The organism is Streptomyces incarnatus (assembly GCF_001027185.1).
Taxonomy (GTDB): Bacteria; Actinomycetota; Actinomycetes; order Streptomycetales; family Streptomycetaceae; genus Streptomyces; species Streptomyces puniciscabiei.
In genome coordinates, this window is the sequence record NZ_CP011497.1 from 6,043,328 (window position 1) to 6,067,995 (window position 24,668).

The 24,668-nt window shown below is 72.8% G+C and carries 23 protein-coding genes, 1 other RNA gene and 4 pseudogenes; 15 read left to right on the forward strand and 13 right to left on the reverse strand.

Annotated elements, in window-relative coordinates; translation table 11 throughout:
• Window positions 1–19: 19 nt before the first annotated feature.
• Window positions 20–1,198, forward strand: coding sequence for a bifunctional RNase H/acid phosphatase (locus ABB07_RS27275; protein WP_208901184.1), 1,179 nt, complete (start codon window positions 20–22; stop codon window positions 1,196–1,198).
• Here the strand turns inward: ABB07_RS27275 and eda are convergent.
• Both eda and yaaA read right to left on the reverse strand, forming a co-directional pair.
• Window positions 1,170–1,931: a bifunctional 4-hydroxy-2-oxoglutarate aldolase/2-dehydro-3-deoxy-phosphogluconate aldolase gene (eda, locus tag ABB07_RS27280; protein WP_208901185.1), complete on the reverse strand. Its 762-nt coding sequence runs from the start codon at window positions 1,929–1,931 to the stop codon at window positions 1,170–1,172. The genes ABB07_RS27275 and eda overlap by 29 nt on opposite strands.
• Window positions 1,932–2,018: 87 nt before the next feature.
• Window positions 2,019–2,801, reverse strand: a complete 783-nt coding sequence (yaaA, locus tag ABB07_RS27285; RefSeq protein ID WP_208901186.1) for a peroxide stress protein YaaA — start codon at window positions 2,799–2,801, stop codon at window positions 2,019–2,021.
• 74 nt (window positions 2,802–2,875) lie between these two features.
• On the opposite strand from yaaA, the gene ABB07_RS27290 reads away from it, so the two are divergent.
• A complete protein-coding gene (locus ABB07_RS27290; protein ID WP_208901187.1) occupies window positions 2,876–4,309 on the forward strand; it encodes an RNB domain-containing ribonuclease in 1,434 nt (477 codons plus the stop codon).
• Window positions 4,310–4,470: 161 nt separating this feature from the next.
• Here ABB07_RS27290 and ABB07_RS27295 read toward each other — a convergent pair whose 3' ends face one another.
• Entirely contained in the window at window positions 4,471–6,084 is a 1,614-nt protein-coding gene (locus ABB07_RS27295; protein ID WP_208901188.1) for an FAD-dependent monooxygenase, read from the reverse strand.
• A gap of 47 nt (window positions 6,085–6,131) precedes the next feature.
• Here ABB07_RS27295 and ABB07_RS27300 point away from each other — a divergent pair, with 47 nt between their 5' ends.
• From ABB07_RS27300 to rnpB, 4 genes and pseudogenes are all read left to right on the forward strand, one after another.
• Window positions 6,132–6,752: a TetR/AcrR family transcriptional regulator gene (locus tag ABB07_RS27300; protein WP_208901189.1), complete on the forward strand. Its 621-nt coding sequence runs from the start codon at window positions 6,132–6,134 to the stop codon at window positions 6,750–6,752.
• A 73-nt stretch (window positions 6,753–6,825) separates the two neighbouring features.
• Window positions 6,826–7,701, forward strand: a complete 876-nt coding sequence (locus ABB07_RS27305) for an AraC family transcriptional regulator (RefSeq protein WP_208901190.1) — start codon at window positions 6,826–6,828, stop codon at window positions 7,699–7,701.
• Window positions 7,702–7,756: 55 nt separating this feature from the next.
• A pseudogene (locus ABB07_RS42050) lies at window positions 7,757–8,503 on the forward strand (DMT family transporter); the annotation flags it as partial.
• A 118-nt stretch (window positions 8,504–8,621) separates the two neighbouring features.
• Window positions 8,622–9,024, forward strand: an RNA gene (gene rnpB / locus ABB07_RS27320) — RNase P RNA component class A.
• 27 nt (window positions 9,025–9,051) lie between these two features.
• Here the strand turns inward: rnpB and ABB07_RS27325 are convergent.
• Together ABB07_RS27325 and ABB07_RS42055 are read right to left on the reverse strand one after the other, a co-directional pair.
• Window positions 9,052–10,263, reverse strand: a complete 1,212-nt coding sequence (locus ABB07_RS27325; RefSeq protein ID WP_208901192.1) for a cytochrome P450 family protein — start codon at window positions 10,261–10,263, stop codon at window positions 9,052–9,054.
• Window positions 10,260–10,535, reverse strand: a pseudogene (locus tag ABB07_RS42055) (DUF6545 domain-containing protein); the annotation flags it as partial. The pseudogene ABB07_RS42055 and the gene ABB07_RS27325, both read right to left, overlap by 4 nt.
• Before the next feature lie 142 nt (window positions 10,536–10,677).
• Here ABB07_RS42055 and ABB07_RS27330 point away from each other — a divergent pair.
• Window positions 10,678–11,166, forward strand: coding sequence for a hypothetical protein (locus tag ABB07_RS27330; RefSeq protein WP_208901193.1), 489 nt, complete (start codon window positions 10,678–10,680; stop codon window positions 11,164–11,166).
• A gap of 102 nt (window positions 11,167–11,268) precedes the next feature.
• On the opposite strand, the gene ABB07_RS27335 is transcribed toward ABB07_RS27330, so the two are convergent.
• Both ABB07_RS27335 and ABB07_RS27340 read right to left on the reverse strand, forming a co-directional pair.
• Window positions 11,269–11,646, reverse strand: coding sequence for a MazG-like family protein (locus ABB07_RS27335; protein ID WP_208901194.1), 378 nt, complete (start codon window positions 11,644–11,646; stop codon window positions 11,269–11,271).
• 79 nt (window positions 11,647–11,725) lie between these two features.
• Window positions 11,726–12,271, reverse strand: coding sequence for a DoxX family membrane protein (locus tag ABB07_RS27340; protein ID WP_208901195.1), 546 nt, complete (start codon window positions 12,269–12,271; stop codon window positions 11,726–11,728).
• A gap of 121 nt (window positions 12,272–12,392) precedes the next feature.
• Here ABB07_RS27340 and ABB07_RS27345 point away from each other — a divergent pair, with 121 nt between their 5' ends.
• Window positions 12,393–12,719 carry a nuclear transport factor 2-like protein gene (locus ABB07_RS27345; protein ID WP_208901196.1) on the forward strand — a complete coding sequence of 109 codons (327 nt, stop codon included), beginning with the start codon at window positions 12,393–12,395 and terminating at the stop codon, window positions 12,717–12,719.
• A 115-nt stretch (window positions 12,720–12,834) separates the two neighbouring features.
• Window positions 12,835–13,818, forward strand: coding sequence for an aldo/keto reductase (locus ABB07_RS27350; RefSeq protein WP_208901197.1), 984 nt, complete (start codon window positions 12,835–12,837; stop codon window positions 13,816–13,818).
• A gap of 99 nt (window positions 13,819–13,917) precedes the next feature.
• Here the strand turns inward: ABB07_RS27350 and ABB07_RS27355 are convergent.
• A pseudogene (locus ABB07_RS27355) lies at window positions 13,918–14,109 on the reverse strand (ABC transporter permease); the annotation flags it as partial.
• A gap of 226 nt (window positions 14,110–14,335) precedes the next feature.
• On the opposite strand from ABB07_RS27355, the gene ABB07_RS27360 reads away from it, so the two are divergent.
• On the forward strand, window positions 14,336–15,577 hold the full coding sequence (locus ABB07_RS27360; RefSeq protein WP_208901198.1) for a D-alanyl-D-alanine carboxypeptidase family protein: 1,242 nt from the start codon (window positions 14,336–14,338) through the stop codon (window positions 15,575–15,577).
• A 224-nt stretch (window positions 15,578–15,801) separates the two neighbouring features.
• On the opposite strand, the gene ABB07_RS27365 is transcribed toward ABB07_RS27360, so the two are convergent.
• Together ABB07_RS27365 and ABB07_RS27370 are read right to left on the reverse strand one after the other, a co-directional pair.
• Window positions 15,802–16,560 (reverse strand): SDR family oxidoreductase, encoded by a 759-nt coding sequence (locus ABB07_RS27365; RefSeq protein ID WP_208901199.1) that lies wholly within the window; start codon window positions 16,558–16,560, stop codon window positions 15,802–15,804.
• A gap of 56 nt (window positions 16,561–16,616) precedes the next feature.
• Complete coding sequence (locus ABB07_RS27370; RefSeq protein WP_208901200.1) at window positions 16,617–17,633, reverse strand: Gfo/Idh/MocA family protein; 1,017 nt, start codon at window positions 17,631–17,633, stop codon at window positions 16,617–16,619.
• Between the two features lie 103 nt (window positions 17,634–17,736).
• On the opposite strand from ABB07_RS27370, the gene ABB07_RS27375 reads away from it, so the two are divergent.
• From ABB07_RS27375 to ABB07_RS27390, 4 genes are all read left to right on the forward strand, one after another.
• Entirely contained in the window at window positions 17,737–19,038 is a 1,302-nt protein-coding gene (locus ABB07_RS27375; protein WP_208901201.1) for a multidrug effflux MFS transporter, read from the forward strand.
• On the forward strand, window positions 19,008–20,159 hold the full coding sequence (locus ABB07_RS27380) for a serine hydrolase domain-containing protein (protein ID WP_208901202.1): 1,152 nt from the start codon (window positions 19,008–19,010) through the stop codon (window positions 20,157–20,159). Before ABB07_RS27375 ends, ABB07_RS27380 begins: the two co-directional genes overlap by 31 nt.
• 155 nt (window positions 20,160–20,314) lie before the next feature.
• Window positions 20,315–21,322, forward strand: coding sequence for a small ribosomal subunit Rsm22 family protein (locus tag ABB07_RS27385; RefSeq protein WP_208901203.1), 1,008 nt, complete (start codon window positions 20,315–20,317; stop codon window positions 21,320–21,322).
• Window positions 21,323–21,444: 122 nt separating this feature from the next.
• On the forward strand, window positions 21,445–22,173 hold the full coding sequence (locus tag ABB07_RS27390; RefSeq protein ID WP_208901204.1) for a bifunctional DNA primase/polymerase: 729 nt from the start codon (window positions 21,445–21,447) through the stop codon (window positions 22,171–22,173).
• A 13-nt stretch (window positions 22,174–22,186) separates the two neighbouring features.
• Here ABB07_RS27390 and ABB07_RS27395 read toward each other — a convergent pair whose 3' ends face one another.
• The gene (locus ABB07_RS27395) at window positions 22,187–23,179 is read right to left on the reverse strand and encodes an SCO2278 family lipoprotein (RefSeq protein WP_208901205.1); all 993 of its coding nucleotides are present in this window, start codon (window positions 23,177–23,179) and stop codon (window positions 22,187–22,189) included.
• Window positions 23,139–23,312 (reverse strand): annotated as a pseudogene (locus ABB07_RS41040) (iron transporter); the annotation flags it as partial. The pseudogene ABB07_RS41040 and the gene ABB07_RS27395, both read right to left, overlap by 41 nt.
• A 23-nt stretch (window positions 23,313–23,335) precedes the next feature.
• Here ABB07_RS41040 and ABB07_RS27400 point away from each other — a divergent pair.
• Window positions 23,336–23,980: a PhzF family phenazine biosynthesis protein gene (locus ABB07_RS27400; protein ID WP_208901206.1), complete on the forward strand. Its 645-nt coding sequence runs from the start codon at window positions 23,336–23,338 to the stop codon at window positions 23,978–23,980.
• On the opposite strand, the gene ABB07_RS27405 is transcribed toward ABB07_RS27400, so the two are convergent.
• Window positions 23,977–24,624 (reverse strand): biliverdin-producing heme oxygenase, encoded by a 648-nt coding sequence (locus tag ABB07_RS27405; protein WP_208901207.1) that lies wholly within the window; start codon window positions 24,622–24,624, stop codon window positions 23,977–23,979. The genes ABB07_RS27400 and ABB07_RS27405 overlap by 4 nt on opposite strands.
• Window positions 24,625–24,668: the final 44 nt, after the last annotated feature.

Genomic DNA, 24,668 nt, shown 5'->3' on the forward strand with positions numbered 1-24,668 from the left:
TCGGTAAGGGGCTTCAGGGGTGCGGGAGTTCATCATCGAGGCGGACGGCGGGTCGCGGGGCAACCCCGGGCCCGCCGGTTACGGCACGGTGGTCCGCGACGCGGCCACGGGTGAGCCGCTGACCGAGGTGGCCGAGTACATCGGCGTCGCCACCAACAACGTGGCCGAGTACCGGGGCCTGGTCGCCGGGCTCCGCGCCGCCCGCGCCCTCGACCCGGCGGCCCGGATCCACGTCCGCATGGACTCCAAGCTCGTCATCGAGCAGATGTCGGGCCGCTGGAAGATCAAGCACCCCGACATGAAGCCCCTGGCGACCCAGGCCCGCTCCGTCTTCCCACCGGAGCAGGTCACCTACGAGTGGATCCCCCGCGAACAGAACAAACACGCCGACCGCCTGGCGAACGAGGCGATGGACGCGGGGTCGAGGGGCGAACAGTGGTCGCCCTCGCAGTCCACGGCGGCCCTGGACGCCCCGGCGTCCGCCGCCGCGCCGCAGCTGTCCAGCACTCCGTCCGCCGGCGGCGCGCCGCAGCTGTCCAGCAGCCCTGGCTGGAGCAGCGCCCCCGACCTCGGCGCCCCCGCCACCTTCGTGCTGCTCCGGCACGGCGAGACCCCCCTCACCCCGCAGAAGCGTTTCTCGGGCAGCGGCGGCACCGACCCGTCCCTCTCCGCCGCCGGCCGCGAACAGGCCCACCGCACGGCCGAGGCACTCGCCAGGCGCGGCACCGTCCAGGCCGTCCTCGCCTCCCCCCTCGCCCGCACCCGGGAGACCGCCGCCGTCGTCGCCGCCCGCCTCGGCCTGGACGTGACGATCGAGGAGGGCCTGCGCGAGACGGACTTCGGCGCCTGGGAGGGCCTCACCTTCGGCGAGGTCCGCGAGCGCCACCCCGACGACCTGAACGCCTGGCTCGCCGACCCGGAGGCCCACCCCACCGGCGGCGGCGAGAGCTTCGCCGAGACGGCCACTCGCATCGCCGCCACCCGGGACAAGCTGGTCGCGGCGTACGCGGGCCGGACGGTCCTCCTCGTCACCCACGTCACCCCGATCAAGACGTTCGTCCGCCTGGCCCTCGGCGCCCCGCCCGAGTCCCTGTTCCGGATGGAGCTGTCGGCCGCCTCCCTGTCGGCGGTGGCGTACTACGCGGACGGAAACGCCAGCGTCCGCCTCTTCAACGACACGTCCCACCTGCGCCCCTGAGCCGGCCCGCGTCCCCGAGCCGACCTGCGTCCGCGCCCGCGTCCGCACCTGCGTCCCCGAGCCGACCTGCGTCCCCGCCCGCGTCGCCGAGTCCGCCGAGCCGTGCCGCGCCCCGCGCCAGCTCTTCGATCCGGGCCCAGTCCCCGGCGGCCACCGCGTCCGCCGGGACCATCCAACTGCCGCCCACGCAGCCGACGTTGGGCAGCGACAGATACTCCGGCGCGTTCGCCGGACCGATCCCGCCGGTCGGGCAGAAGCGAGCCTGCGGCAAGGGTCCGGCCAGCGACCGCAGGTACGCCGTACCGCCCGCCGCCTGCGCCGGGAAGAACTTCATCTCCCGCACCCCGCGCTCCAGCAGCGCCACGACCTCCGAGGTGGTCGACACCCCGGGCAGGAACGGCACCCCGGACCCGCGCATCGCCGTCAGCAGGGCGTCCGTCCACCCCGGGCTGACCAGGAACCGCGCCCCCGCCCCCACACACGCGCCGACCTGCTCCGGCGTGAGCACCGTGCCCGCGCCGACCACGGCCCCGGGCACCTCACCGGCGATCGCCCGGATCGCGTCCAGCGCCCCCGGCGTCCTGAGCGTCACCTCGATCGCCGGCAGCCCGCCGGCCACCAGCGCCCGCGCCAGCGGTACGGCGTCGGCGGCGTCGGAGACGACCACCACGGGCACGACGGGGGCGAGATCCAGCATGGAGGCAGGGGAAGGGGAGGGCGGCGGTGAGCTCATGCGCTCATCGTGCCCAGCGGCTGCAGCACACGCAATGAGCGTTGCGCATGCTGCAATGCTACCGGTCGAAGGCAGGTCAAAGGACCCTCAGTGGATCTCCTCCACCAGCACGTCCAGCGACCAGGCCTTGCCCGCCTTGCCCGGCGCCTCCGCCTCCACCACGTACCCGAGCTCCCGCAGCGCCTCGACCAGCCCGGCGGGGTCCTTGGGTGCGGCCCCGGCCGTCAGCAGGCTCCGTACCATCCGGCCCTTGGTCGCCTTGTTGAAGTGGCTGACCACCTTCCGGGTCGGCGCGTGCAGCACCCGTACGGTCGCCGTGCGCCCCGCGAGCTCGCCCTTCGGCTTCCATGCCGCCGCGTAGGCGGAGGAACGCAGGTCCAGTACCAGGCCGTCACCGGCCGCCTCAGGCAGCACCTCGGCCATCGGCGCCCGCCAGTGCCCGGCCAGCGCCCCGAGTCCCGGCAGCTTCACGCCCATCGAGCAGCGGTAGGACGGGATCCGGTCCGTCACCCGCACCGCGCCCCACAGCCCCGAGAAGACCAGCAGCGACCGGGCCGCGCGCCTCTTCGCCGCCGCGTCCAGGGTGGCCAGGCCCAGGGCGTCGTACAGGACACCGGTGTAGATCTCCCCGGCCGGGCGGGCACCGGCCGTGCGCAGCCCGGCGTTCTTCGCGACCTCGCCGCGCAGCCCCTCGCTCAGCCCGAGCACCTCGCGCGCCTTCTCCCCGTCGCCGGTGCACAGCTCGACCAGCTCGGTGAGCACGGCCTCCCGTGCGGCGGTCAGCCCCGGCAGGGACAGCGACCCGAGCTCGAGCGGGGCGCCCCGGCCCGAGTTCGCCTTGCCTTCCGAGGGCGGCAGCAGGACCAGCAACACGTACTCCTCACGTAGACCTCCGCGACAGCGTACGGCGTGCCCCCCGCGCGCCCGCGACCTACGCTCGCTGTATGCCCCGCCGCAGGATCCGCGTGACCGGTGCCCCCGAGGCGCCGCTGCGGGCCGCCCTGGCTGCCCTGCGGGCCGAACTCGGCCTGCTCGACGCCTTCCCGCCGGAGGCCCGGGCGGAGGCCGAGCGCGCGGCTGAAGCGCCCGTCCTGCCGTCGTACGACGCCACCGACATCCCCTTCTTCACCCTCGACCCGCCCGCCTCGACAGACCTCGACCAGGCCGCCCACCTGTCCCGGCAGGGCACCGGCTACCGGGTCCGGTACGCCGTCGCCGACGTCGCCGCCTTCGTCGTACCCGGCGGGGCACTGGACGCGGAGGCGCACCGCCGGGTGAACACCCTGTACTTCCCCGACGGGAAGGTCCCGCTGCACCCCACCGTGCTCAGCGAGGGCGCGGCCAGCCTGCTGCCGCACCAGGTCCGCCCGGCCGTGCTGTGGACGGTCGACCTGGACGCGGAGGGCCGTACCGTCGCCGTCGACGTGCGCCGTGCCCTGGTCCGCAGCCGGGCCAGGTTCGACTACGCGGGCGTGCAGCGAGAGATCGACGCCAAGACCGCCGAGGAGCCCGTCGCGCTCCTCAAGGAGATCGGCGAGGCCCGGGAGCGGCAGGAGGCCGGGCGCGGCGGCATCTCCCTGAACGTGCCGGAGCAGCGGATCACCGAGCAGGACCACACCTATGTCCTCGGCTACCGGGCCCCGCTGCCCGCCGAGGCCTGGAACGCCCAGCTCTCGCTCCTCACCGGGATGGCCGCCGCCGACCTGATGCTCGCGTACGGAACCGGTGTCCTGCGCACCCTCCCCGCCGCGCCGGACGGCGCCGTCGCCCGCCTGCGCCGCACCGCGACCGCGCTGCACATCGACTGGCCGCACCACGTGTCGTACGCCGCCCTCATCCGCACCCTGGACCCGCACGACACCCACCACGCGGCCTTCCTCCAGGAGTGCACCACCCTGCTGCGCGGCGCCGGCTATGCCGTCTTCCGCGACGGCGTCCTCCCGGCGATCACGACCCACGCCGCCGTCGCCGCCCCCTACACCCACTGCACCGCCCCGCTGCGCCGCCTGGCCGACCGCTACGCCTCCGAGATCTGCCTGGCCGCCATGGCCGGTCAGCCCCCGCCCGACTGGGTGCTCACCGTGCTCGACGCGCTGCCCCGGCGGATGGCCGACGGCGCCCGGATCACCGGCACGGTCGAGCGCGAGTGCGTGGACATCGTCGAGGCGGCCCTGCTCAAGGACCGGGTCGGGGACGTCTTCGTCGGCTGTGTGGTGGACGTGGACGAACACCGGCCCACCGTGGGGACCGTGCAGGTGGACTCGCCCGCCGTGATCGGCCGCGTCGAGGGCGACCGGCTGCCGCTCGGCGAACGCCTGCGGGTACGGCTCAGCCGGGCCGAGCCGGGTACGACGAAGATCCTCTTCACCGTGGCGTGAGGGCTCAACTGCGGCACGAGGGCCCGCACGAGGCCGCCGGCGCCGTCGGCGTGCAGCCGCACCACGCGCATCTGCCGGGGACGGCCGAGGAACGACCGGTGGGCGACGGGCTCGGCCGGCTCCAGCCGCACCGACGTCTGCGAACCGACCGCGAGATCCAGTCAAGCCGCGGCTCGGGGCATGCCGAGCCACCGCTCCAGCGCCTCCGGCAGTCCCTTGGTGTCGTCGCGGCTCTCCGCGTCGGAGGCCCAGGCCACGAACCCGTCGGGCCGTACCAGGAGACCCTTCAGGCCGGGGCGGTCCGGGCAGGCGAGGGTGCGGACGTCCAGCCGGTCGCCGTACCCCTCGGCGTGCGCGCGCAGCCCCGCGTCGTCGGCGAGGTCGAGGAGCAGGGCGCGGCCGGTGTGCAGGTGCTCGCCGAGCCGGGTGCCGTCGGACAGCTCCAGGTCGGGCGCGCTCGCGCCGGTCAGCGGGTGGTCGCCGGGCAGGTCGTAGCGCTGCCAGACGCCGGAGATCCGCGTGACGAGGTACGTCGTGCCGGTCGTGGTCAGCGCCAGGTCGGTGACCACCCGGCGCAGGGCGCGGGCGTGCCGGTCCGGGCGCATCACCGCGATCTGGGCCCGGGTCCAGTCGAGCACCCAGGCGCCGATCGGGTGCCGCTCGGCGGTGTAGGTGTCCAGCAGGGACTCGGGTGCCGTACCGCGCACGACGGCGGCCAGCTTCCAGCCCAGGTTCATCGCGTCCCCGATGCCGAGGTTGAGCCCCTGCCCGCCGAACGGCGAGTGCACGTGCGCCGCGTCGCCCGCGAGCAGCACCCGGCCCTTGCGGTACTCGGTGGCCTGGCGGGCGTTGTCGGTGAACCGGGTCGCGGTGACCACCTTGTGGACGGTGACCTCGGGCACGCCCGACACCCGGCGCAGGCTCGCCTGCAGCTCCTCGGCGGTGACGGGGGCGGACCGGTCGGCCGGGGGCCCGTCGAACTCCACGCTGAGGACCCGGCCGGGGAACGGCCCGTTGACGTACGTCCCCACGTCCGTGGTGTTCCAGCCCACGCCCAGCCGCTCGTCGCCGGACATCTCCACGACCGCCTGATAGCCGGTGATCTCCGGGTCGGTGCCCGGGAAGTCGAACCCGGCGAGCTTGCGGACGGTGCTGCGGCCGCCGTCGCAGCCGACCAGCCAGCCGGCCCGGACCGTCCCGTCACCGGTGTGTACGGCGACCCCGTCCGCGTCGGCGTCGAAACCGGTCAGCTCCACGCCCCGGCGCACCTCCACCCCGAGCCGTGCGGCCCGCCGGGCCAGGATCCGCTCCAGCTCGGCCTGGGGCACGCCGAGCCCGCTGTCGGCGGCGGGGCCGACGTCCGCCCAGGCGGGGTCGGAGCCGTCGAAGAGGTCGGGATCCATCATGATCCCGGCGAAGTGCCCGGCGAACTTGGGCGGGGTCCGCATGGCGCCCTTGGCCTCGCCGCCGTCGCCGCGGCCCTTGAAGGCACGCATCCGTTCCCGCGCCGCCTCCCACACCGCCGTCATCTCGGGCAGCAGCCCCCGCCGGTAGAAGGCGACGGCGCTCGGGATGTTGACCGAGCCCGCCTTGATCGTCTCGTCCACCTCGGTCAGCCGCTCCACGACCAGCACCCGCGCCCCGCCGAGCGCGAGCTCGCAGCCGAGGAAGAGACCCACCGGGCCGGCACCGGCCACCACGACGTCGTAGTCCGTCACGTCGTAATCCGTCACGCCGTTGTCCGTCACGCCGTCATCCCCGTAGTCCGTCGTCATGGCCATCACTGTAGTCACTAAAAGTTTTGAGTGGCTATAGTTTCTGCATGAGCGAGGAACAGGACGAGGAGCTTCCGCTGAGGGAGCGCAAGAAACGGGCCACGCGGCAGCGGCTCTCGGACATCGCGACGGCGCTCTTCGTGGAGCGGGGCTTCGACGCGGTGCCGGTCACCGAAGTGGCCCGGGCGGCCGGCGTCTCGGCGATGACCGTCTTCAACTACTTCCCGCGCAAGGAGGACCTGTTCCTCGACCGCATCCCGGAGGCCGTCGAGCTGGTCGCCACGGCCGTACGGCAGCGCGCGCCGGACGAGACCCCGCTGGCCGCCCTGCACCGGCTCGCGCGCCAACTCCTCGACGGGCGGCACCCGTTGAGCGGGGTGGGGGAGACCTTCCCGCCCTTCTGGCGGACCGTGACCGCCTCGCCCGCCCTGCGCGCCCGCGCCCGTGAGGGCGCCGAGGAGGTGGAGGAGGCACTGGCCGGCGCCCTCGCCGGCACCGGCGCACCGGACCCGCACCTCCTGGCGGCCCTGACCGTGGCGGCGTACCGCACGGTCTTCGTCACCTCCGCGCGCCGGCTGCTCGCCGGGGACCCGGTGGAGGAGGTGGCACGGGACCACCGGCGGCGCCTGGAGTCGGCGTTCGCAGCGCTGGAGCGCATGGCTCCCTGAAGCTTTCCTGAAGCCCCCGCGGCATGGAAGCGGACCCGGAGGCGTTGCACTCTTGGCGGAAGGGGTGACGCGGATGACGGACATCGCGGAGCCGGCGAAAAGGCCGGAAACGGCGGAACGGGCGGAAACGGCGGAACGGGCGCTGTGGACGCGCGCCCGGCTGGGCCATGGCGGGCCCCCGCTGGACCTGCTGACGGCGGACTTCCACCGGCACACCTACGCCCCGCACGCCCACGACGAGTACACGATCGGGGTCTGCGTCGGCGGCAGCGAGATCATCGACTACCGGGGCGGCCACATCCGCACCGGCCCCGGCACGATCGTCGTCCTCGACCCCGGCGAGATGCACACCGGCGGCCCCGGCAACGCCACCGACGGTTACGCCTACCGCGCCCTGTACGCCGATCCGTCCCTGCTGGCCGACGGCACCCTCGGCGGCCTCCCGCACTTCCGCGAACCCCTCCTCGACGACCCCCGACTCGCCACCGCGCTCCGCCGCGCCCACACCCGGCTGAGCACCTGCCCGGACCCCCTGGAGGCCGAGTCCGTGCTGCCCTGGCTGCTGACGGCCCTGGCCCGCCGCCACTCCACCGCCCGCTCCGCCTCCGACGAGATCCCCGGCGCGCTCGCCATCGCGATGCGGGTCCGCGACCGCCTCGCCGACGACCTCACGGCCCCGCCGTCGTTGGCCGGCCTGGCCGCCGAGCTGGGCCTGTCCCGCTACCAGCTCCTGAGGGCCTTCCGTACGACGATGGGCATACCGCCGTACGCCTGGCTGGCCCAGCACCGGGTGAGCAGGGCGCGGGGCCTGCTGGAGGCGGGCCTGCGGCCGGCGGAGGTGGCGGGCCTGGTGGGCTTCGCCGACCAGGCGCACCTGACCCGCTGGTTCCGCCGGGTGCTCGGGGTGACGCCGGCGGCGTACCGCAACAGCGTTCAAGACACCCGCTGACGGGGTGGCCGAAACTCACCGCATGACTGCACGCGGCTGGTTCCTGTTCTCCCTCATGGGAGTGATCTGGGGCATCCCCTATCTGCTGATCAAGGTGGCGGTGACCGAGGTGTCCCCGCCGGTCCTGGTGTTCACGCGCTGCGCGCTCGGCGCGGCCCTCCTGCTCCCCTTCGCCCTGCGCCAGGGCGGCCTGCCCCGGACCGTGCGCACCCACTGGCGCCCCCTGCTGGCCTTCGCGTGCCTGGAGATCATGGTCCCCTGGTTCACCCTCACCGACGCCGAACGGCACCTGTCCAGCTCGACGTCGGGCCTGCTGATCGCGGGGGTACCGATCGTGGGCGTGATCGGAGCCCGCTTCCTCGGCGACACCGAGCACCTGGGAGCCCGCCGCCTGACCGGCCTCGCCCTGGGCCTGGCGGGCGTGACGGTCCTGACCCTGCCCCACCTGACCGGCGGCGACGCCCGTTCCCTGGCGGAGGTGCTGGTCACGGTCGTCGGCTACGCGACCGCGCCGCTGATCGCCGCGCGCCGCATGAAGGACGTCCCGTCCCTCCACCTGACCTCGGCCTGCCTGACCCTGGCCGCGGTCGTCTACGCCCCGATGGCGATGGCGACGCGCCCGACCTCGGTCCCCTCCTCCTCCGCCCTGGCGGCGCTGGCCGGCCTGGGCGTGCTCTGCACGGCGGTGGCCTTCGTGGCGTTCCTGGAGCTGATCAAGGAGGCGGGTCCGACGCGGGCGACGGTGATCACCTACGTCAACCCGGCGGTGGCGGTGGCGGCGGGCGCGCTCTTCCTGGACGAGCGCCTGACCGCGACGGTTCTCGTGGCCTTCGCCCTGATCCTGACGGGCTCGGTCCTGGCGACGGCGGCGGCCGGTCCCCGCCGCTCCCGGCGCCCGGTACCATGGTCGACACGGCAGACGAGCCGGGCGGACGGCCGCGTGGAGTCCCCCTAGGGGGCTTCCCGAGGAACGTCCGGGCTCCACAGGGCAGGGTGGTGGCTAACGGCCACCCGGGGTGACCCGCGGGACAGTGCCACAGAAAGCAGACCGCCCGGGGCTCCGGCCCCTGGTAAGGGTGAAACGGTGGTGTAAGAGACCACCAGTGCCCAGGGTGACCTGGGCAGCTAGGTAAACCCCACCCGGAGCAAGGTCAAAAGGGAACACCCCGGTGTTCCTGCGCGGACGCTCGAGGGCTGCCCGCCCGAGTCCGCGGGTAGACCGCACGAGGCCGGTGGCAACACCGGCCCTAGATGGATGGCCGTCGCCCCGGCGCCCGCGAGGGCCCCGGGGAACAGAACCCGGCGTACAGCCCGACTCGTCTGCCCCTGCCTGCAGGGCTATTCGCGCCGTCAGTAAGTCAGTACAGGGAGGCTTTGCAGTCCCCGTTTGTGGAACGTCGGCCACCACTCCAGCTCGTCAGCCGCTACGGCCAGTTCCAGTACAGGGAACCGTTCCAGAAGGGACCGTACGGCGATTTCCGCTTCCATCCGCGCGAGCGGGGCGCCGAGGCAGTAGTGCACTCCGTAGCCGAACGCCAGGTGAGTCGGTGCACGGCCTGGGTCGAACACGTCGGGAGACGGGAACTCCCTCCCGTCCCGGTTCGCCGAAGCGATGGAGACCCACACGCGGCCGCCGGCTGGGATGAGAGCGTTGCCGATGCTTACGTCTTCGAGGGCGAAGCGGCGTACTGCCAGTACGAAAGGGGGGTTCCAGCGCAGCGTCTCCTCGACCACCGACCGTATCGGGACGGCGCCACCTCGCACTGCCCTGAGCAGCCGGGGGTGCAGCAGCAGACTCAGCGCTGTGTTGCCGATGAGGTGTACGGCGTTGTCGTAGCCGGCGAACAGAGTGAGGAACGCCAGGGAGACGAGTTCGGGCTCGGTGAGTACGTCGTGGTCGTCGCGTGCCTGGACGAGGGCTGAGAGAAGGTCCTCGGTCGGGCTGCTCCGCTTGTCCTCTATGACACTTTTGAGGAATTGATGCATCTCCCTCATCGCCGTGCGTGACTCCGTTGCCCCGCCCGGCGTCGGCGAGAAGAGAGTGTCGGTCCAGGCGCGAAAGTCGCGCCTCGCTGTCTCCGGGATGCCGAGCAGTTCGCAGATGACGCCCATCGGCAGCGGGACGGCCAGGGCGTGGACGAGGTCCACGTGAGGGCCGGTCATCGTGGTGAGGAGTTCGTCGGTCAGCTTCTGGATGCGCATGCGCATGTCTTCGACGCGACGGGGAGTGAATGCCTTGGCGACGAGTCGGCGCAGGCGAGTGTGGTCGGGTGGATCCATGTTGAGCAGGTGGGCGTCGAGCTCAGGCGGCATGGAGGATCTGTACTCGCCGCTGGTCTTGGCGTTCGCCTTGTTCAGGGAGAGCCGGGGGTCTGCCAGGGCGGCGCGGGCCTCGGCGTACCGGGTGATCAGCCACACGGGTTCGCCGTCGGGAGTGGTGGTGCGGTGGACCGGGGCGGTTTCGCGGAGCCGGGCGTAGGCGCCATGTGCGTCGGCGACGAGTGCTTCACTGAACAGTGATGAGACGCTGCCGGTGCTGCCGGTCCGTTCGGTGCTGCTCATGCGACTGTTGTCGCCGACCGGAGCCGCCGACCGGTAGACCGAGCCTGAAGGGCTGCTGCGATCTGCGCCGCTGCTATGACGGCGTCCGCCTCGTTACCGGTGATGTTCTGGTGCGCCGCTACTTCTCGTGTCATGTGGCTGATTTCCGGGTTATGGTGAGGACGAGGTTTCATTTCACCCTCGAGTATCACCTGGCGGCCGAGGAAGAACCGGAGGTCGCGAGCCAGATCCCTGCGGGAGGCCGACGGGCGCCAGGGGAGTTGACGAAGCCGAGTGGTGAGCGCGGCGGGCCCGCGCTCCGTCGAGGCCCAACTGGCCTTGGCTAACTCCCAAGATCACCTGATCGATCCCCGGGTCGGCCGGGCCCAACTCGCCGTCGTCTAGTGGCTGGAGAGCCCGCAGTTCGGGAGCGGCATGATCTGGACCTACTGCGAGCAGTGGAACAACCTCACCGAGACGCCCATGAACCCGCTGACACCCGAACAGGCGCAAGGCATGCACGAGTCGGGCCAGTTGTACACCGCTGTTGCCTTCCGCGATGAGCACTCCGCCGCGACGCTGCGCGTGGAAATGCGCCTGGAAACCGGGTACGCCTCGGTCATTTTCATGGATGAGTACGGCCGTGACTCCCTCGACTACACGTTCACCCTCATCAATGGCTCTCTTTTCCTGGAGACGGCAACCTCATACGACTACAGCGATTCACAGGAGCGAGGTGGATATGCGGACGCGGAACGCATGGAATCCTACGAGTTCACCACCGATGGCATCATCCGGCGCACTGTGGAGGTCGATGGCGAGGAATCCAAGGAAAGCCGTCACGGCATTGACGTCACCGGCAACTGGGAGTCAGTTCCCAACTTCGGCGCCTACGATGCACTGATCCGCCGCGACCGGGCTTGACTCTGACGGACGGCAAGTTGATGGGTGACGGTCAGGGGTGATCTTGGCCGAGCGCTCGGCGGTCCCCGGCCTACAGCCGGACTCGTCTGCCGCTCCGACGGTTTACGCCGACGGTTCCAGGGGCCGGTCCCGCACCCGTGCCAGATGCCCCTCGAACACCTCCCGCGCCTCGGGCGTCAGCGTTCGCAACGCCACCAGTGCGGTGATCACCACGTCGCAGAGTTCCGCCTGGACGTCCTCCCACGTGTGGGTGACGCCCTTGCGGGGGTTCTGGCCGGTCGTGCCGATGATCGCCTCGGCTACCTCGCCGACCTCCTCGGAGAGTTTCAGGACGCGGAGGAGGACGCCTTCCTGGCCTGCGTGCTTGCGGGTGGCCTCCAGGCGGGACCAGAGCTCGTCGATGGCCGGCCAGAGGGCGGGGGTGGCGGCCGGGGTGGTGGCGGTCGCGGGGGCGGTGGGGGTGGTGTCCTGATCCGTCATGCCCCGCAGCCTGCCATGGCCCACGGCACCGTCGGACCGGTCATGCCGGGCAACCGGGCAGCCGCCCTAAGCCACGGGGCTACTCCTCGAACAACACCTCCTGCTCCCCCTCCTTCTTCACCCGCACCCGCTGGTTCCGCGCCCCGATCACCACCGCCGTGGCCGCCGCCGTGACCCCGAGGGCCACCGGCACCATCCAGCCACGGTCGAAGATGTGGCCGAGGGCGTGGTCGAGGGAGAGGCGGCCGGGGCCGGTGATCGCGAGGCCGGCTGCGGCCAGGCCGAGGCTCGCCGCGTACTCGTAGCCGCCCTCCTGGGCGAAGAAGCCGTTGGGCATGTGGACCGTCGCCGCCCCGGCCATCGCCCCGGCCGCAGCCGCGCCCGCCGCCGGGGTCGCGAGGCCCAGGGCGAGGAGGGTACCGCCGCCGGCCTCCGCGAGGCCCGCCGCCGTCGCGCTCGCCTTGCCGGGCGCGTAGCCGACGGACTCCATGAACTGGCCGGTGCCCTCCAGACCGTGCCCGCCGAACCAGCCGAACAGCTTCTGCGTGCCGTGCGCGGCCAGCACCCCGCCGGTCCCCAGCCGGAGCAGCAGCAGGCCCAGGTCACGTCGGTCGAAACAGCTCACGGTGACTCCCAAGCAGAGGCGGAGAGGCTCGTGTTTCCAGCGTCGCAGGTATGACACCCGTCGGCCCGCCGTGGGTGGCGTTCGGGTGGCGGGGTCGGGGCGGCGGTGTGAGCCTTGCGCCATGACGATTCAGCCAGCCAAGCTCAGCGATCCGGCCGTCCGGGCCTTCGTCAACGCCGTCAACTCCCATGACCGGGAGGGCTTCATGGCGCTGCTCGCCCCCGGCGCCACCATGTCCGACGACGGCTCCGACCGCGACCTCGCCGAGTGGATCGACCAGGAGATCTTCTCCACCCACGGTCACCTGGAGGTCGACAACGAGTCCTCCGGCGGCCGGGCCCTTCTCGCCCGCTACCGCAACGACACCTGGGGCGAGATGCGCACCAAGTGGACCTTCACCGTGGAGGACGACGGGCGGATCTCGCGGTTCGAGACCGGGCAGGCGTAGAGGGCTGCCACGGGCAGAGCCGTCACGGGCAGAGCCGTCACGAAAGGGCCTTCACGGGAAGGGCCGTCACGGGGGCTTGTGTTCGCGTGCGCTCCAGCTCCTAGCGTCCTCGGGCATGGAGACCACAAGGACCCTGGGACGCAGCGGTATCGAGGTCAGCCCGCTCGGCTTCGGCTGTTGGGCCATCGGCGGGGAGTGGCAGTCCGCCGACGGGCAGCCGCTCGGGTGGGGCAAGGTGGACGACGAGGAGTCCGTGCGGGCGATCCGCCGTGCGCTCGACCTCGGTGTCACCTTCTTCGACACCGCCGACTGCTACGGCACCGGGCACAGCGAGGAAGTCCTCGGGCGTGCCCTCGGCAAGCGGCGCGACGGCGTGGTGCTCGCCACCAAGTGGGGCAACGTCTTCGACCCGGACACCCGCACCCTCACCGGCAGCGACGACACCCCGGAGTACGCCCGGCGCGCCCTCACCGCCTCCCTGCGCCGCCTCGGCACCGACCACATCGATCTGTACCAGTTCCATCTGTCCGACGCCGACCCGGCGCGCGCCGCCGAACTCCGCGACCTGTGCGAGGAGTTGGTGAGGGAAGGGCTCATCCGCTGCTACGCCTGGAGCACCGACGACCCCGACCGTGCCGCCGTCTTCGCCGAGGGCCCGTACTGCACGGCCGTACAGCACGCCCTGAATGTGCTTCAGGACGCGCCGCAGCTCCTCGGCCTGTGCGAGCGGCTGGACCTCGCGAGCATCAACCGCAGCCCGCTGGCCATGGGGTTGCTGGCCGGGCGGCGGAGCGGCGCGCTGGAGGCCGGGGACATCCGGAGCCGGCCGCCGGCCTGGCTGCAGGGGTACGACGGCGCCGGGTCCGGGGCCGACGAGGACTGGCTGACCCGGATCGACGCCCTGCGGGACGTCCTCACCAGCGGCGGCCGCACCCTCGCCCAGGGTGCTCTGGCCTGGATCTGGGCCCGCAGTCCGCGCACCGTGCCCATCCCCGGCTTCCGGTCCGTCGCGCAGGCCGAGGCGAACGCGGGGGCGATCGGGAAGGGCCCACTCACCGCCGGGCAACTGGCCGAGATCGACCGGATCCTCGGGACCTGAGCGGCCCCGCCTCAGCCGGTCTCAGCAGCCGTAACCGCCGTACGGCTGCTGGGCGGACACCTCCGGCGTACGGCCGCTGGGCGTACTGCTCCCGCGCATACGGCTGCCCGTCTTCGGCGCCGACTGCGCCTTGGTGACGGTCATGTCGGTGCCGAGGCCGTAGAGCGATTTCAGGACCTTGTCCTGCGCCTGCGTCATGCCGGCCGGCACCGAGTTGACGGTGATGACCAGCGCGATACCGAGCGCCGGACCCCTCGCGACGACCAGAGCGGCCTTCTTGCGGCGGCTCAGCTCGCGCTTGGGACAGAGCCGAACGTTCCGTTCCTCGAACGTACTTGGCGCCCGCTGCGGGCGCGGCCACAAGGTAGGGAGGAACCCTTGAGCCGCCCTGGGTAAAAGATGTGTAAGGGCTGAGAAAGCGGGGCAACTCATCGGATTTTCATAACGTGGCAAATTCCACGGCGCTGACGGCCCCGTGGTGCGGAATCCGCTGCTGGGCGCGGTGTACCTTCCCCGGGTGCGCGAATGTTCCCGGCTCAGCCGGCGTGCCGTCCTCGGACTGACGGCCGCCGCCCTTCCCCTGTCCGCGACCACTGAGGCGTCCGCCGCGACCGTGATCGGCGGCGAGCAACTGGCCCGCACCGGCGTCCAGGTGCGCGGTGCCTCCGGGCTGCCCGAGAAGCTCACCGCCCGCTCGTGGCTCATCGCCGACTGCGAGAGCGGCGAGGTGCTCGCCGCGTTCAACGCGCACCGGCGGCTCGCGCCCGCGTCCACGCTGAAGATGCTGTTCGCGGACACCGTGCTGAAGAAGTTCGACCGCACCGCGCGGTACACCGTCAAGGACTCGGACGTCTCCGACGTCCCGGCCGGCTCCAGCCTGGTCGGCATCAAGCCCGGCATCACCTACACCGTCGAGCAGTTGTGGCAGGGTGTGTTCCTGCGTTCCGGCAACGACGCCGTGCACGTGCTCGCCCATATGAACGGCGGCATCGCCAGGACGGTCGCCGAGATGCAGGCCAAGGCCGAAGACCTGCAGGCCCTGGACACCCATGTGGTCAGCCCCGACGGCTTCGACCACCCGGGCCAGATCTCCTCGGCGTACGACCTCACGCTGTTCGCCCGCCACGGCCTGAAGGACCCCGACTTCCGCGGCTACTGCGGCACCCGGACCGCCGACTTCCCGGCGGGCGGCAAGAAGACCTTCCAGATCCAGAACACCGACCGCCTGCTGACCGGGGCCTGGGGGCTGAGGACGTACGACGGCCTGATCGGCGTCAAGAACGGCTACACCAGCCACGCCGGCAACACCTTCACCGGCGCGGCCACCCGGGGCGGGCGCACCCTGCTGGTGACGGTCATGCACCCCGCCGAGGGCAGCAACGCCGTCTACGAGCAGACCGCCGCGCTGCTCGACTGGGGCTTCGGGCGCGGGCGTTCGGCGCAGGCCGTGGGCACCCTGGTCGAGCCGCTCAGCGAGGGCGGGGCGAAGGTGAGCCCGGCGCCCGCGGGGAAGGCGGCGCAGGCGGCGGCCGGCGCGCCGGGCTCCGGCTCCGGCCGCCCGTCCACCGGCCGGCTGGTGGAGGGCGCGGGAGGTACGGCGCTGCTGCTGGCGGCGGCGGGGGCGCTGGTGGTCAAGCGGCGGCGCAGGGCGGTCGCGGCGGCGGCCGAGGCGCCGGAGGGAGCCGGGAGGGCCGAGCGACTGGAGGGCACCGAGGGGCCTGCGGAAACCCCGGAGCCCGGCGGCCGGCACCGGCGCTGAACAGTGCGGCGGCCGCTCCACCGGGACCGGTGTGTACCTCGCGTCCCGTCGCGAGGTCCACCCCCAACTCCGGTCCGGTGGAACGGCCGTCGCCTCCCCCCTCGGTGATGGCTTACGGAATCCCCGTGCTTCAACTGTGAAGCTCTCGTGAAGGAAAGTTGAGCATATAGGCTGGACATGTCGCAATACCGCGGATGTTCGAATTCCGCTTGGGGAGACGGGGTTCACCCCCGCCCGATGTACGGCATCGCCGTCGCCAGCACCGTCGCGAACTGCACGTTCGCCTCCAGCGGCAGCTCGGCCATGTGCCGCACGGTCCGCGCCACGTCGGCCACGTCCATCACCGGCTCCGGCACCACCTCACCGTTCGCCTGCAGCGCGCCGGTCCGCATCCGGGCCGTCATGTCGGTCGCCGCGTTGCCGATGTCGATCTGCCCGACCGCGATCCGGTACGGCCGCCCGTCCAGCGACAGCGACTTGGTGAGGCCGGTCAGGGCGTGCTTGGTCGCGGTGTAGGCGACCGACAGCGGGCGGGGGGTGTGCGCCGAGATGGAACCGTTGTTGATGATCCGGCCGCCCTGCGGGTCCTGCTCCTTCATCCGCCGGTACGCCGCCTGGGCGCACAGGAACGCCCCGTTGAGGTTGGTGTCCACCACGTGCCGCCAGGCGTCGTACGACAGCTCCTCGACCGGCACCCCGCCGGGCCCGAAGGTCCCCGCGTTGTTGAACAGCAGGTCCACCCGCCCGAACCGCTCCACGGTCGCCCCGAACAGCGCGTCCACGTCCCCGGGCCGCGACACGTCCGTGCGCACGGCGAGCGCGGCGGCCCCCGGCGCCAGTGCCGCCGTCTCCTCCAGCGTCTCGGTGCGCCGGCCCGCCAGCGCCACCGACCAGCCGGCCCGCAGCAGCTCCACGGCGACGGCCCGCCCGATGCCGGAGCCGGCGCCCGTCACCACCGCGATCTTCGATTGCCTGTCAGTCATGGCACCGCAGCGTAGGCGGCAAGTCCGCCATGCGGAATGCCATGTCCGTCATACGGTTATCCGACGGCGACGGTCGCCGCGTCCCCCGGATACCGCACACCGATCCGCTCCCGTACCGCGTCCAGCGTGCGCATCACCGCGAGCGAACCCTCCAGCGGCACCAGCGGCGACTCCTTCTCGCCCGCCCGCAGGGCCCGCATGACCTCGACCGCCTCGTGCCGCAGAGTGCTGCGCGGCCCGTCGGCCGGGTCGGCGGTGAACTCCTCGGGGTCGCGGCCGTCACGGTGCAGCACGAACCGCTCGGGGTGGAAGAAGCCGGACGGCACGTCGATCCGGCCGCGCGCACCGGTCACCGACGCCGTGCCGCCCGTACCGCCGACGATCGAACAGTGCAGCGCGGCCATCGCCCCGCTCTCCCAGGACAGCACCGCGCCCGTCTGCAGGTCGACACCCTCCGGCGACAGCACCGCGCTGCCCGCGACCGCGTCCGGCTCACCCAGCAGCAGCTGCGCGAACGACACCGGATACACGCCGAGGTCCAGCAGCGCCCCGCCACCGAGAGCCGGGTCCCGCAGCCGGTGCGCCCGTGGGAAGGGGCCTGCCAGCCCGAAGTCGGCCTGCACGGTGCGCACTTCGCCGATCGCGCCGTCGTCCACCAGCGCCTTCAGCCGCCGCACGAGCGGGTTGCAGTACATCCACATCGCCTCCATCAGGAAGCGGTCGTGCTCCCGCGCCAGCGCGACGAGCTCCTCCGTCTCGCGCAGGTTCAGCGTGAACGGCTTCTCGCACAGCACGTTCCGCCCCGCCTCCAGACACAGCCCGGCCGCCGCGCGGTGTGCCGAGTGCGGAGTGGCGACGTACACGACATCGACGTTCCCGTCCGCCGCCAGCGACTCCCAGTCGCCGTACGCCCGCGCCGCCCCGAACCGCTCCGCGAACGCCTCAGCCGACTCCCGCCGCCGCGAGGCCACCGCCGCGATCTCCGCGTCCGGCAGGTCCACCAGGTCCGCCGCGAACGCCGCCGCGATCCCGCCCGTCGCCAGGATCCCCCAGCGCACCTTCCGCTCCACCATCGCCCCACCCCTCGGTCATGTGTGCCCCGGCAGTGTGTACGAGCTGAGAGCATAGGGGCCGGTCGTTTTCAGCAGGCGGTCGTTTCACCGAGGGAGGGGACGGATGCGCGAGCACGCGGCGGCACCGACACCGGACACCCAGCACTCGTCCACCCCGGCCCCGACCTCCGCCGCCCGCCGGACCGGCCTGCTCGTCACGCTCGTCCTCGGCGGACTCACCGCGACACCCCCGCTCGCGATGGACATGTACCTCCCGTCCCTGCCCGAGGTCACCGGGTCCCTGCACGCGCCCGCCGCCACCGTCCAGCTCACCCTCACCGCGTGCCTGCTGGGCATGGCCCTCGGGCAGCTGGTCGTCGGCCCGATGAGCGACCGCTGGGGCCGGCGCCGCCCGCTGCTCGCCGGCCTCGCCGTCTACCTCCTCGCCACCGCCCTGTGCGCCCTCGCGCCGAACGTCGGGACGCTGGTCGCCTTCCGGCTGGCCCAGGGCCTCGCGGGCGCCGCCGGGATCGTCATCGCCCGGGCCGTCGTACGCGACCTGTACGACGGCGTGGCCATGGCCCGCTTCTTCTCCACCCTGATGCTGGTCTCCGGGGTCGCGCCGATCGTGGCGCCGCTGATCGGCGGGCAGATCCTGCGGGTGACGGACTGGCGGGGCGTGTTCGTGGTGCTCACGGCGGTCGGCGTACTGCTGGGCGCCCTGGTCTGGCTGCGGCTCCCCGAGACCCTCCCGCCCGCCGACCGGCACAGCGGGGGAGCCGGCGAGGCCCTGCGCTCGATGCGCGGCCTGCTCACCGACCTGCCCTTCACCGGCTACATGCTGGCCGGCGGCTTCGCCTTCGCCGCGCTGTTCGCCTACATATCCGCCTCCCCCTTCGTCGTCCAGGAGATCTACGGCGCCTCCCCGCAGACCTTCAGCCTGCTGTTCGGCCTCAACTCGGTCGGGCTGGTGGTCGCCGGGCAGGTCAACGGCAAGCTGCTGGTCGGCCGGGTCGCCCTGGAGAAGGTGCTCGCCTGCGGCCTCGCGGTGATCGTGCTCGCCGCGACCGCCCTGCTGCTGATGGCCACCGGCGCGCTCGGCGAGGCCGGTCTGCCGCCGGTCGCCGCCGCGCTCTTCGTCCTCATGTCCGCCATGGGCGTCACCCTCCCCAACGCCCAGTCCCTCGCCCTGCTGCGCACCCGGCACGCCGCCGGCTCCGCCTCCGCCCTGCTCGGCACGTCCTCCTTCCTCGTCGGAGCGGTCGCCTCACCGCTCGTCGGCGTCGCCGGAGAGCACACCGCCGTACCCATGGCGATGGTCCAACTGGTGGCAGCGCTGGTCGCGGCGGCCTCCTTCATGGGAATGTGCCGTCCCTGGAGCACACGTGGGAACACATGTGCGGGGTCGGAAGGAGACGAGAACTGAGCGCACCGAGACTGCGCGCCGACACACCGGAACGGGCCGGGCTCGACCCCGTGGAACTCGGGCACCTGGTCGGCGAGGTGCACGCCCTCACCGCCGGAGACCGCCCCTGGGCGGCCGGCGCCGTCGTGCTGGCCGGACGCGGACCCGTGATCGCCGTCGCCGAGGCCGCGGGCTGGGCCGTCCGCTACGCCGGCTACGACGCCGAGACGGACAACGGTGTCGAACTGCCGCCTTCCGCCCGGGTCCCGGCCACCGTCGACACGCCCTTCGACCTGGCCTCCCTCACCAAGCTGTTCACCGCCGTCGCCGCCGTGCAGCAGATCGAGCGCGGCACCCTCGGCATGGACGCCCGGATCGGCGACTACCTGCCCGACTTCCACGCCGCGGCCGCCCACGGCATCACCGTGCGGCACCTGCTCACCCACACCTCCGGGCTGCGCCCCGAACTCCCGCTGTACGACTGCCCCGACGACGCCTCACGGCTGGCCCTGCTGCGCGCCGAGGCGCCGACGGGTGAGCCGGGCCGCCCTCTGTACTCCGACCTGAACATGCTGCTGCTCCAGTGCGTGCTGGAGCGGATCACCGGCCGCGGCCTCGACGTCCTGGTCCAGGACGGCATCACCCGGCCGCTCGGCATGACGGCGACCTGCTTCGGGCCGTGCCCCGGCGCGGCCGCCACCGAGGACCAGCGGCGGCCCTGGGCCAAGGCGGACCGCGGCATGCTGCGGGGCGTGGTCCACGACGAGAACGCCTGGGCGCTGGGCGGCGTGGCCGGGCACGCCGGGCTCTTCTCCACCGCCCGCGACCTGGCCGTCTTCTGCCGCGCCCTGCTGGCCGGGGGCTCCTACGGCCCCGCCCGCATCCTCGGCCCCGACTTCGTGGAACTGCTCCTGACCCCGCCGGGCCTGGGCTTCGCCGTCGACCAGCCGTGGTTCATGGGCGAACTCGCGGGCCACGGGGCGGCGGGGCACACCGGCTTCACCGGCACCTCGCTGGTCATCGACCCGAGGACGGACACCTTCCTGGTCCTGCTGGCCAACAGGGTGCATCCGAGGCGCAGGCCGGCGGACAACGGGCCGAGGGCGGCACTGGCGACGCGATTGGCGCGGGCGGTGGTCTGAGGGCCACTGTCCAGCCGGCTGGGCGGGGCCGACGTGACGGTGCCCTCCCAGGGCGGACAGTTTCGGGTGGTCGGGTGGTCGAGTGGGAAACGGGGGCCTGGGGGCGGAGCCCCCAGCAGGGCCCGCACCGGCGCAGGGCGCCATAGAATCGCCGGGTGAACGCCCCCGTACCACCGGCTGAAGCCCTCCGCGGCGCCCTCGCGGAGCTGCTCGCCGGGCTCCCGCCCACCCAGGCCGCCGGCGCCGTCGACAGGCTCATCGCCAGCTACCGGGGCGACACCCCCACCCACGCCCCCATCCTCCGCGACCGCGCCGACGTCGCCGCCTACGCCGCCTACCGCATGCCGGCCACCTTCGCGGCGGTCCACTCCGCGCTGGAGGCGTTCGCACAGGCCGCCCCCGACTGGACCCCCGGCAGCCATGTCGACATCGGCGGCGGCACCGGCGCCGCGACCTGGGCCGTCACCGCGACCTGGCCCGGCGAGCGCAAGGTCACCGTGCTGGACTGGGCCGAGCCCGCCCTCGCCCTCGGCCGGGAGATCGCCGCCGCCAACCCGGACCTGCGGGGCGCCCGCTGGCAGCGCGCCCGGATCGGTGCCGACCTCGCCCTGGACGACACCGACCTCGTCACGGTGTCGTACGTCCTCAACGAACTCTCCGAGCCCGACCGCGCCGCCCTCGTCGACGCCGCCGCGGCCGCCGCGCGGGCCGTGGTGATCGTGGAAGCCGGCACCCCGGCCGGTTACGCCCGTGTCCTCGAGGCCCGCGACCGCCTGATCCGCGCCGGACTGCACGTCGTCGCCCCCTGCCCGCACAGCGCCGCCTGCCCCATCGAGCCCGGCCGGGACTGGTGCCACTTCTCCGCCCGGGTGAGCCGCTCCTCGCTGCACCGCCAGGTCAAGGGCGGCACCCTGCCGTACGAGGACGAGAAGTTCTCGTACGTCGCCGCCACCCGCCTGCCCGCCGCACCGGCCCCCTCCCGCGTGATCCGGCGCCCGCAGATCCGCAAGGGCCAGGTGCTCCTGGACCTGTGCGAGCCCGACGAACGGCTGGCCCGCACGACGGTCACCAAGCGTCACGGCCACCTCTACAAGGCGGCCCGGGACGCCGAGTGGGGAGACCAGTGGCCGCCGGAGGACGCCGGGCAGGAGCCGTCCGCCTGACAGCCCCGGCTCGGTGGACCGTCGACCACGCACCGTACGGAATCGCACCCCAGCCGCCCCGAAGCAGATGAAGATGGGACGATAGGGCACACTGTCCGCACACCAGCGAGGCGAGGGGATAGATGAGCGCGACGTTCGGCGGCCGTCCGGGCCGGCAGGGCAAACTCTCCCAGTGGCTGCGTGGACGCCGCCCGAAGGAGGCCGCCGACGACAGCGGCCGTGAGGCCCTGCTGCTGGCCGCCGCCGGTGCGGGCCTGCCGCTCGCCCCCGCCGCGCACCCCGCCCCCGGCTACCGCTGTTCCTGCGACCGCGTCGGCTGTCCCACCCCGGCCCGGCACCCGGTGTCGTTCGCCTGGCAGACGCAGTCCACCACCGACCGGGGGCAGATCGAGCGCTGGGCCCGGCACCAGCCGCAGGCCAACTTCATCACCGCGACCGGCATGGTGCACGACGTCCTGGACGTGCCCCTGGAGGCCGGCCGGGAGGCGCTGGAGCGGCTGCTCGGCTCCGGGATCGAGGTGGGGCCCGTCGCCGAGAGCGACGACGGGCGCATGCTGTTCTTCACCCTCACCCGCGGCACCCCCGAGGACGAGGACGAGTGGTGGCCGTGCGAGCTGGACTGCCACCCCGAGACCATGGACGAGCACCCGTTGCTGCGCTGGCACTGCCGGGGTTCCTATGTGCTGGTGCCCCCGGCCCGGCTTCCCGGTGACGACCAGTCGGTGCGGTGGGTGCGGGGACCGGAGCATGCGCTGCCGGATCCGTTGAGCCTGCTGGAGGCGCTCACCGACTCGTGTTCCCGGTATGCGGGCGCTGCCCCCCAGGGTGCTTCCTGGCCACTGCGGCACTAGTTCAGGGCGTTGATCACTCGCCCTGGGCCGAAGTCAGCCCCGGAACCCGCCCCAGCACCGACACCTCGCCGCTGCTCACCGGGTCCAAGGCCACCTCGCCCGCCATGAACTCCAGGGTCAGGGACTGGTTGACCTCGCCCTTGGTCAGGGCCTGCACGTCCTTGTTGGGGACCGGGACGGTCGTTCCGCTGGCGGCGGTCTGCTTCTCGTAGTGGTGTGTGGTGAAGAACACCAGCGCGCCGCCGTCCGCCGTGCGCAGCGCCAGCGGGGCGTAGCCGCCGCTGGTGAGCGGTCCGTCGATGAACTGGGTGACCAGGCCCGGCTTCCGGGCCCGTTTGGCCCGGTCGGCGCGTTCGCCGCTGGTGTACCTGCCGGCGGCGAAGGTCTGACCGCCCTTCTTCAGGTACGTCGCGTACGCCTGGCTCAGCTTGCCGGGGGCGACGGCGAGCTGCGGGGAGCCGGCCGGTACGGCTTCGGCCCAGCCGTCCTGGTCCGTCTTGAACTCCGGTACGGCGCCGGGCGCGACGAGGGTGACGTAGGCGACCCGCCAGCGCTGGCCCAGGTCGCCCTTGGTGAACACCATCAGCCAGCGCAGGGTCCCGGTCTTGTTGCCCTTCGCGTCGGCGACGAACCAGCGCGGCCAGGCGGCCTTCTTCGGGATCGTGATCTTCACGTCCGACAGCTTCAGCGGCACGTGATCGGGGTTGCCGGACGGGCTGTTGGCGTGCCCGGCCTTCAGGCGCGCGGCGGTGATGTCGCCGAACGGGCCGGTGAGGTAGGGCGCGTCCAGGGAGTTGTCGAAGGCCTTGTCGGCCTTGTTGTACGCGGTCGTGAACGCGGTGAGCGCCTTGGCGGCCTCGGCGCGGGTGGCGGTGGGGAGCACTTCGCGCTCCCCGTGCACCACCACACATCCGCTCGCCGTCAGCGACAAAGCGGTCAGTGCGGCCGCCATGAGGGCGATCCGGTCACGCCTGCGGAGCCTGCGCGGGCTGCGATCCCTGCTCATCGGGTCCCTTCACCTTCCCCTTCCCGGAGGCGAACCCTACCGGGGCGAGGAAGACCGCGAGCGTCGGGATCGGCTACAGCGGCCACACCGTGACCTGGCGGACGGCCGGGCCGGGCTGGAAGCCGAACACGCCCGCCGCGATGTTTCAATTCCCCCGTGACTGACTACGACGTACTCCGCGTCTTCTGCGGACCGAACGGCGGCTACGGCAACGAGCTCGGCGTCGTCCGCGACGGCTCGGTGCTGCCCGAGCGGAGCGACCGGCAGGCGCTCGCGGCCAAACTCGGCTTCAGCGAGACCGTGTTCGTGGACGACCCCGAGCGGGGCGTGATCGACATCTACACGCCCACCCTCCGGCTGCCCTTCGCCGGTCACCCCTGCGTCGGCACCGCGTGGCTGCTCGACGTGCCCGAACTGGTCACCCCCGCCGGGGTCGTCGGCGCCCGGCTGGACGGCGAGTTCAGCTGGATCGAGGCACGCGCGGAGTGGGCGCCGCCGCGCACCCTGCGCCAGTACGGCACGGCCGCCGAGGTCGACGCCCTTCACGTGCCGCCGCCGGGGGAGTGGATCTACGCCTGGGCCTGGGAGGACGAGGCGGCCGGCCGGATCCGTGCCCGGGCCTTCCCCGGCCGGAACGACGGCATCGACGAGGACGAGGCCACCGGCGCCGCCGCCCTCCTCCTCACCGACCGGCTCGGCCGTGCCCTGAACATCACCCAGGGCAAGGGCTCCCAGATCCTGACCGCACCCCAGCCGCACGGGTGGGTGGAGGTCGGCGGCCGGGTGTTCCTGGAACGCTAGGCGCTCAGCGGGAACTCCGCGCCCAGAGCGCCGAACACGGCGGTGTTCAGGGCGAACGCCCGCTTGCACTCGGCCACCATGCGCTGCTTCTCCAGCTCGTCCACCTGCACCGCGTCCAGCAGTGCGCGGTAACTCCGCTTGAACGCGGACGGGTTGGGGACGCCCTCGAAGACGTAGAAGCGGACGCCGTCGCCCTTCTTCGTGAAGCCCCAGGTCTTCTCCGCCCGGTCGCGGATGATCTGGCCGCCGGACAGGTCGCCCAGATACCGGGTGTAGTGGTGGGCGACATAGCCGCCGGGCCAGCGCTCGGCGCACGCGCGGACCCGGTCGGCGTACTCCTGTGTGGCGGGCAGGGCGCTCAGGTCCGCCCGCCAGCCCGGCCCGCGCAGATGCGCCAGGTCCCGCTCCAGCGCGGCCAGCCGGAACAGCTCGGGCCGGACGAACGGCCCCGCCACCGGGTCCGCCGCCAGCCGTCCGGCGCCGCTCTCCAGTGCCTCGTACACGAACCACAGCTGCTCGGTGTAGCGCGCGTAGGCGGCCACGCCGAGCCGGCCGCCGAGCAGGTCGCTCATGAACGACGAGGTCTCCGCCGCCATGTGCGCCTCGTGGGACGCGGTGCGGATGAGGGTCGAGAACGACTCCATGGACACTCCTCGGTTTGCCGACGGCCTGTCGGTAAGTTTACCGA

Excerpts from the sequence above, each read along its gene's own strand:
- eda (WP_208901185.1), bottom strand. The coding sequence starts at position 1,931 with ATGAGCTCACCGCCGCCCTCCCCTTCCCCTGCCTCCATGCTGGATCTC.
- ABB07_RS27290 (WP_208901187.1), top strand. The coding sequence starts at position 2,876 with ATGCCCCGCCGCAGGATCCGCGTGACCGGTGCCCCCGAGGCGCCGCTG.
- ABB07_RS27295 (WP_208901188.1), bottom strand. The coding sequence starts at position 6,084 with ATGACGACGGACTACGGGGATGACGGCGTGACGGACAACGGCGTGACG.
- ABB07_RS27300 (WP_208901189.1), top strand. The coding sequence starts at position 6,132 with ATGAGCGAGGAACAGGACGAGGAGCTTCCGCTGAGGGAGCGCAAGAAA.
- ABB07_RS27305 (WP_208901190.1), top strand. The coding sequence starts at position 6,826 with ATGACGGACATCGCGGAGCCGGCGAAAAGGCCGGAAACGGCGGAACGG.
- ABB07_RS27325 (WP_208901192.1), bottom strand. The coding sequence starts at position 10,263 with ATGAGCAGCACCGAACGGACCGGCAGCACCGGCAGCGTCTCATCACTG.
- ABB07_RS27330 (WP_208901193.1), top strand. The coding sequence starts at position 10,678 with ATGATCTGGACCTACTGCGAGCAGTGGAACAACCTCACCGAGACGCCC.
- ABB07_RS27335 (WP_208901194.1), bottom strand. The coding sequence starts at position 11,646 with ATGACGGATCAGGACACCACCCCCACCGCCCCCGCGACCGCCACCACC.
- ABB07_RS27345 (WP_208901196.1), top strand. The coding sequence starts at position 12,393 with ATGACGATTCAGCCAGCCAAGCTCAGCGATCCGGCCGTCCGGGCCTTC.
- ABB07_RS27350 (WP_208901197.1), top strand. The coding sequence starts at position 12,835 with ATGGAGACCACAAGGACCCTGGGACGCAGCGGTATCGAGGTCAGCCCG.
- ABB07_RS27365 (WP_208901199.1), bottom strand. The coding sequence starts at position 16,560 with ATGACTGACAGGCAATCGAAGATCGCGGTGGTGACGGGCGCCGGCTCC.
- ABB07_RS27370 (WP_208901200.1), bottom strand. The coding sequence starts at position 17,633 with ATGGTGGAGCGGAAGGTGCGCTGGGGGATCCTGGCGACGGGCGGGATC.
- ABB07_RS27375 (WP_208901201.1), top strand. The coding sequence starts at position 17,737 with ATGCGCGAGCACGCGGCGGCACCGACACCGGACACCCAGCACTCGTCC.
- ABB07_RS27380 (WP_208901202.1), top strand. The coding sequence starts at position 19,008 with ATGTGCGGGGTCGGAAGGAGACGAGAACTGAGCGCACCGAGACTGCGC.
- ABB07_RS27390 (WP_208901204.1), top strand. The coding sequence starts at position 21,445 with ATGAGCGCGACGTTCGGCGGCCGTCCGGGCCGGCAGGGCAAACTCTCC.
- ABB07_RS27395 (WP_208901205.1), bottom strand. The coding sequence starts at position 23,179 with ATGAGCAGGGATCGCAGCCCGCGCAGGCTCCGCAGGCGTGACCGGATC.
- ABB07_RS27405 (WP_208901207.1), bottom strand. The coding sequence starts at position 24,624 with ATGGAGTCGTTCTCGACCCTCATCCGCACCGCGTCCCACGAGGCGCAC.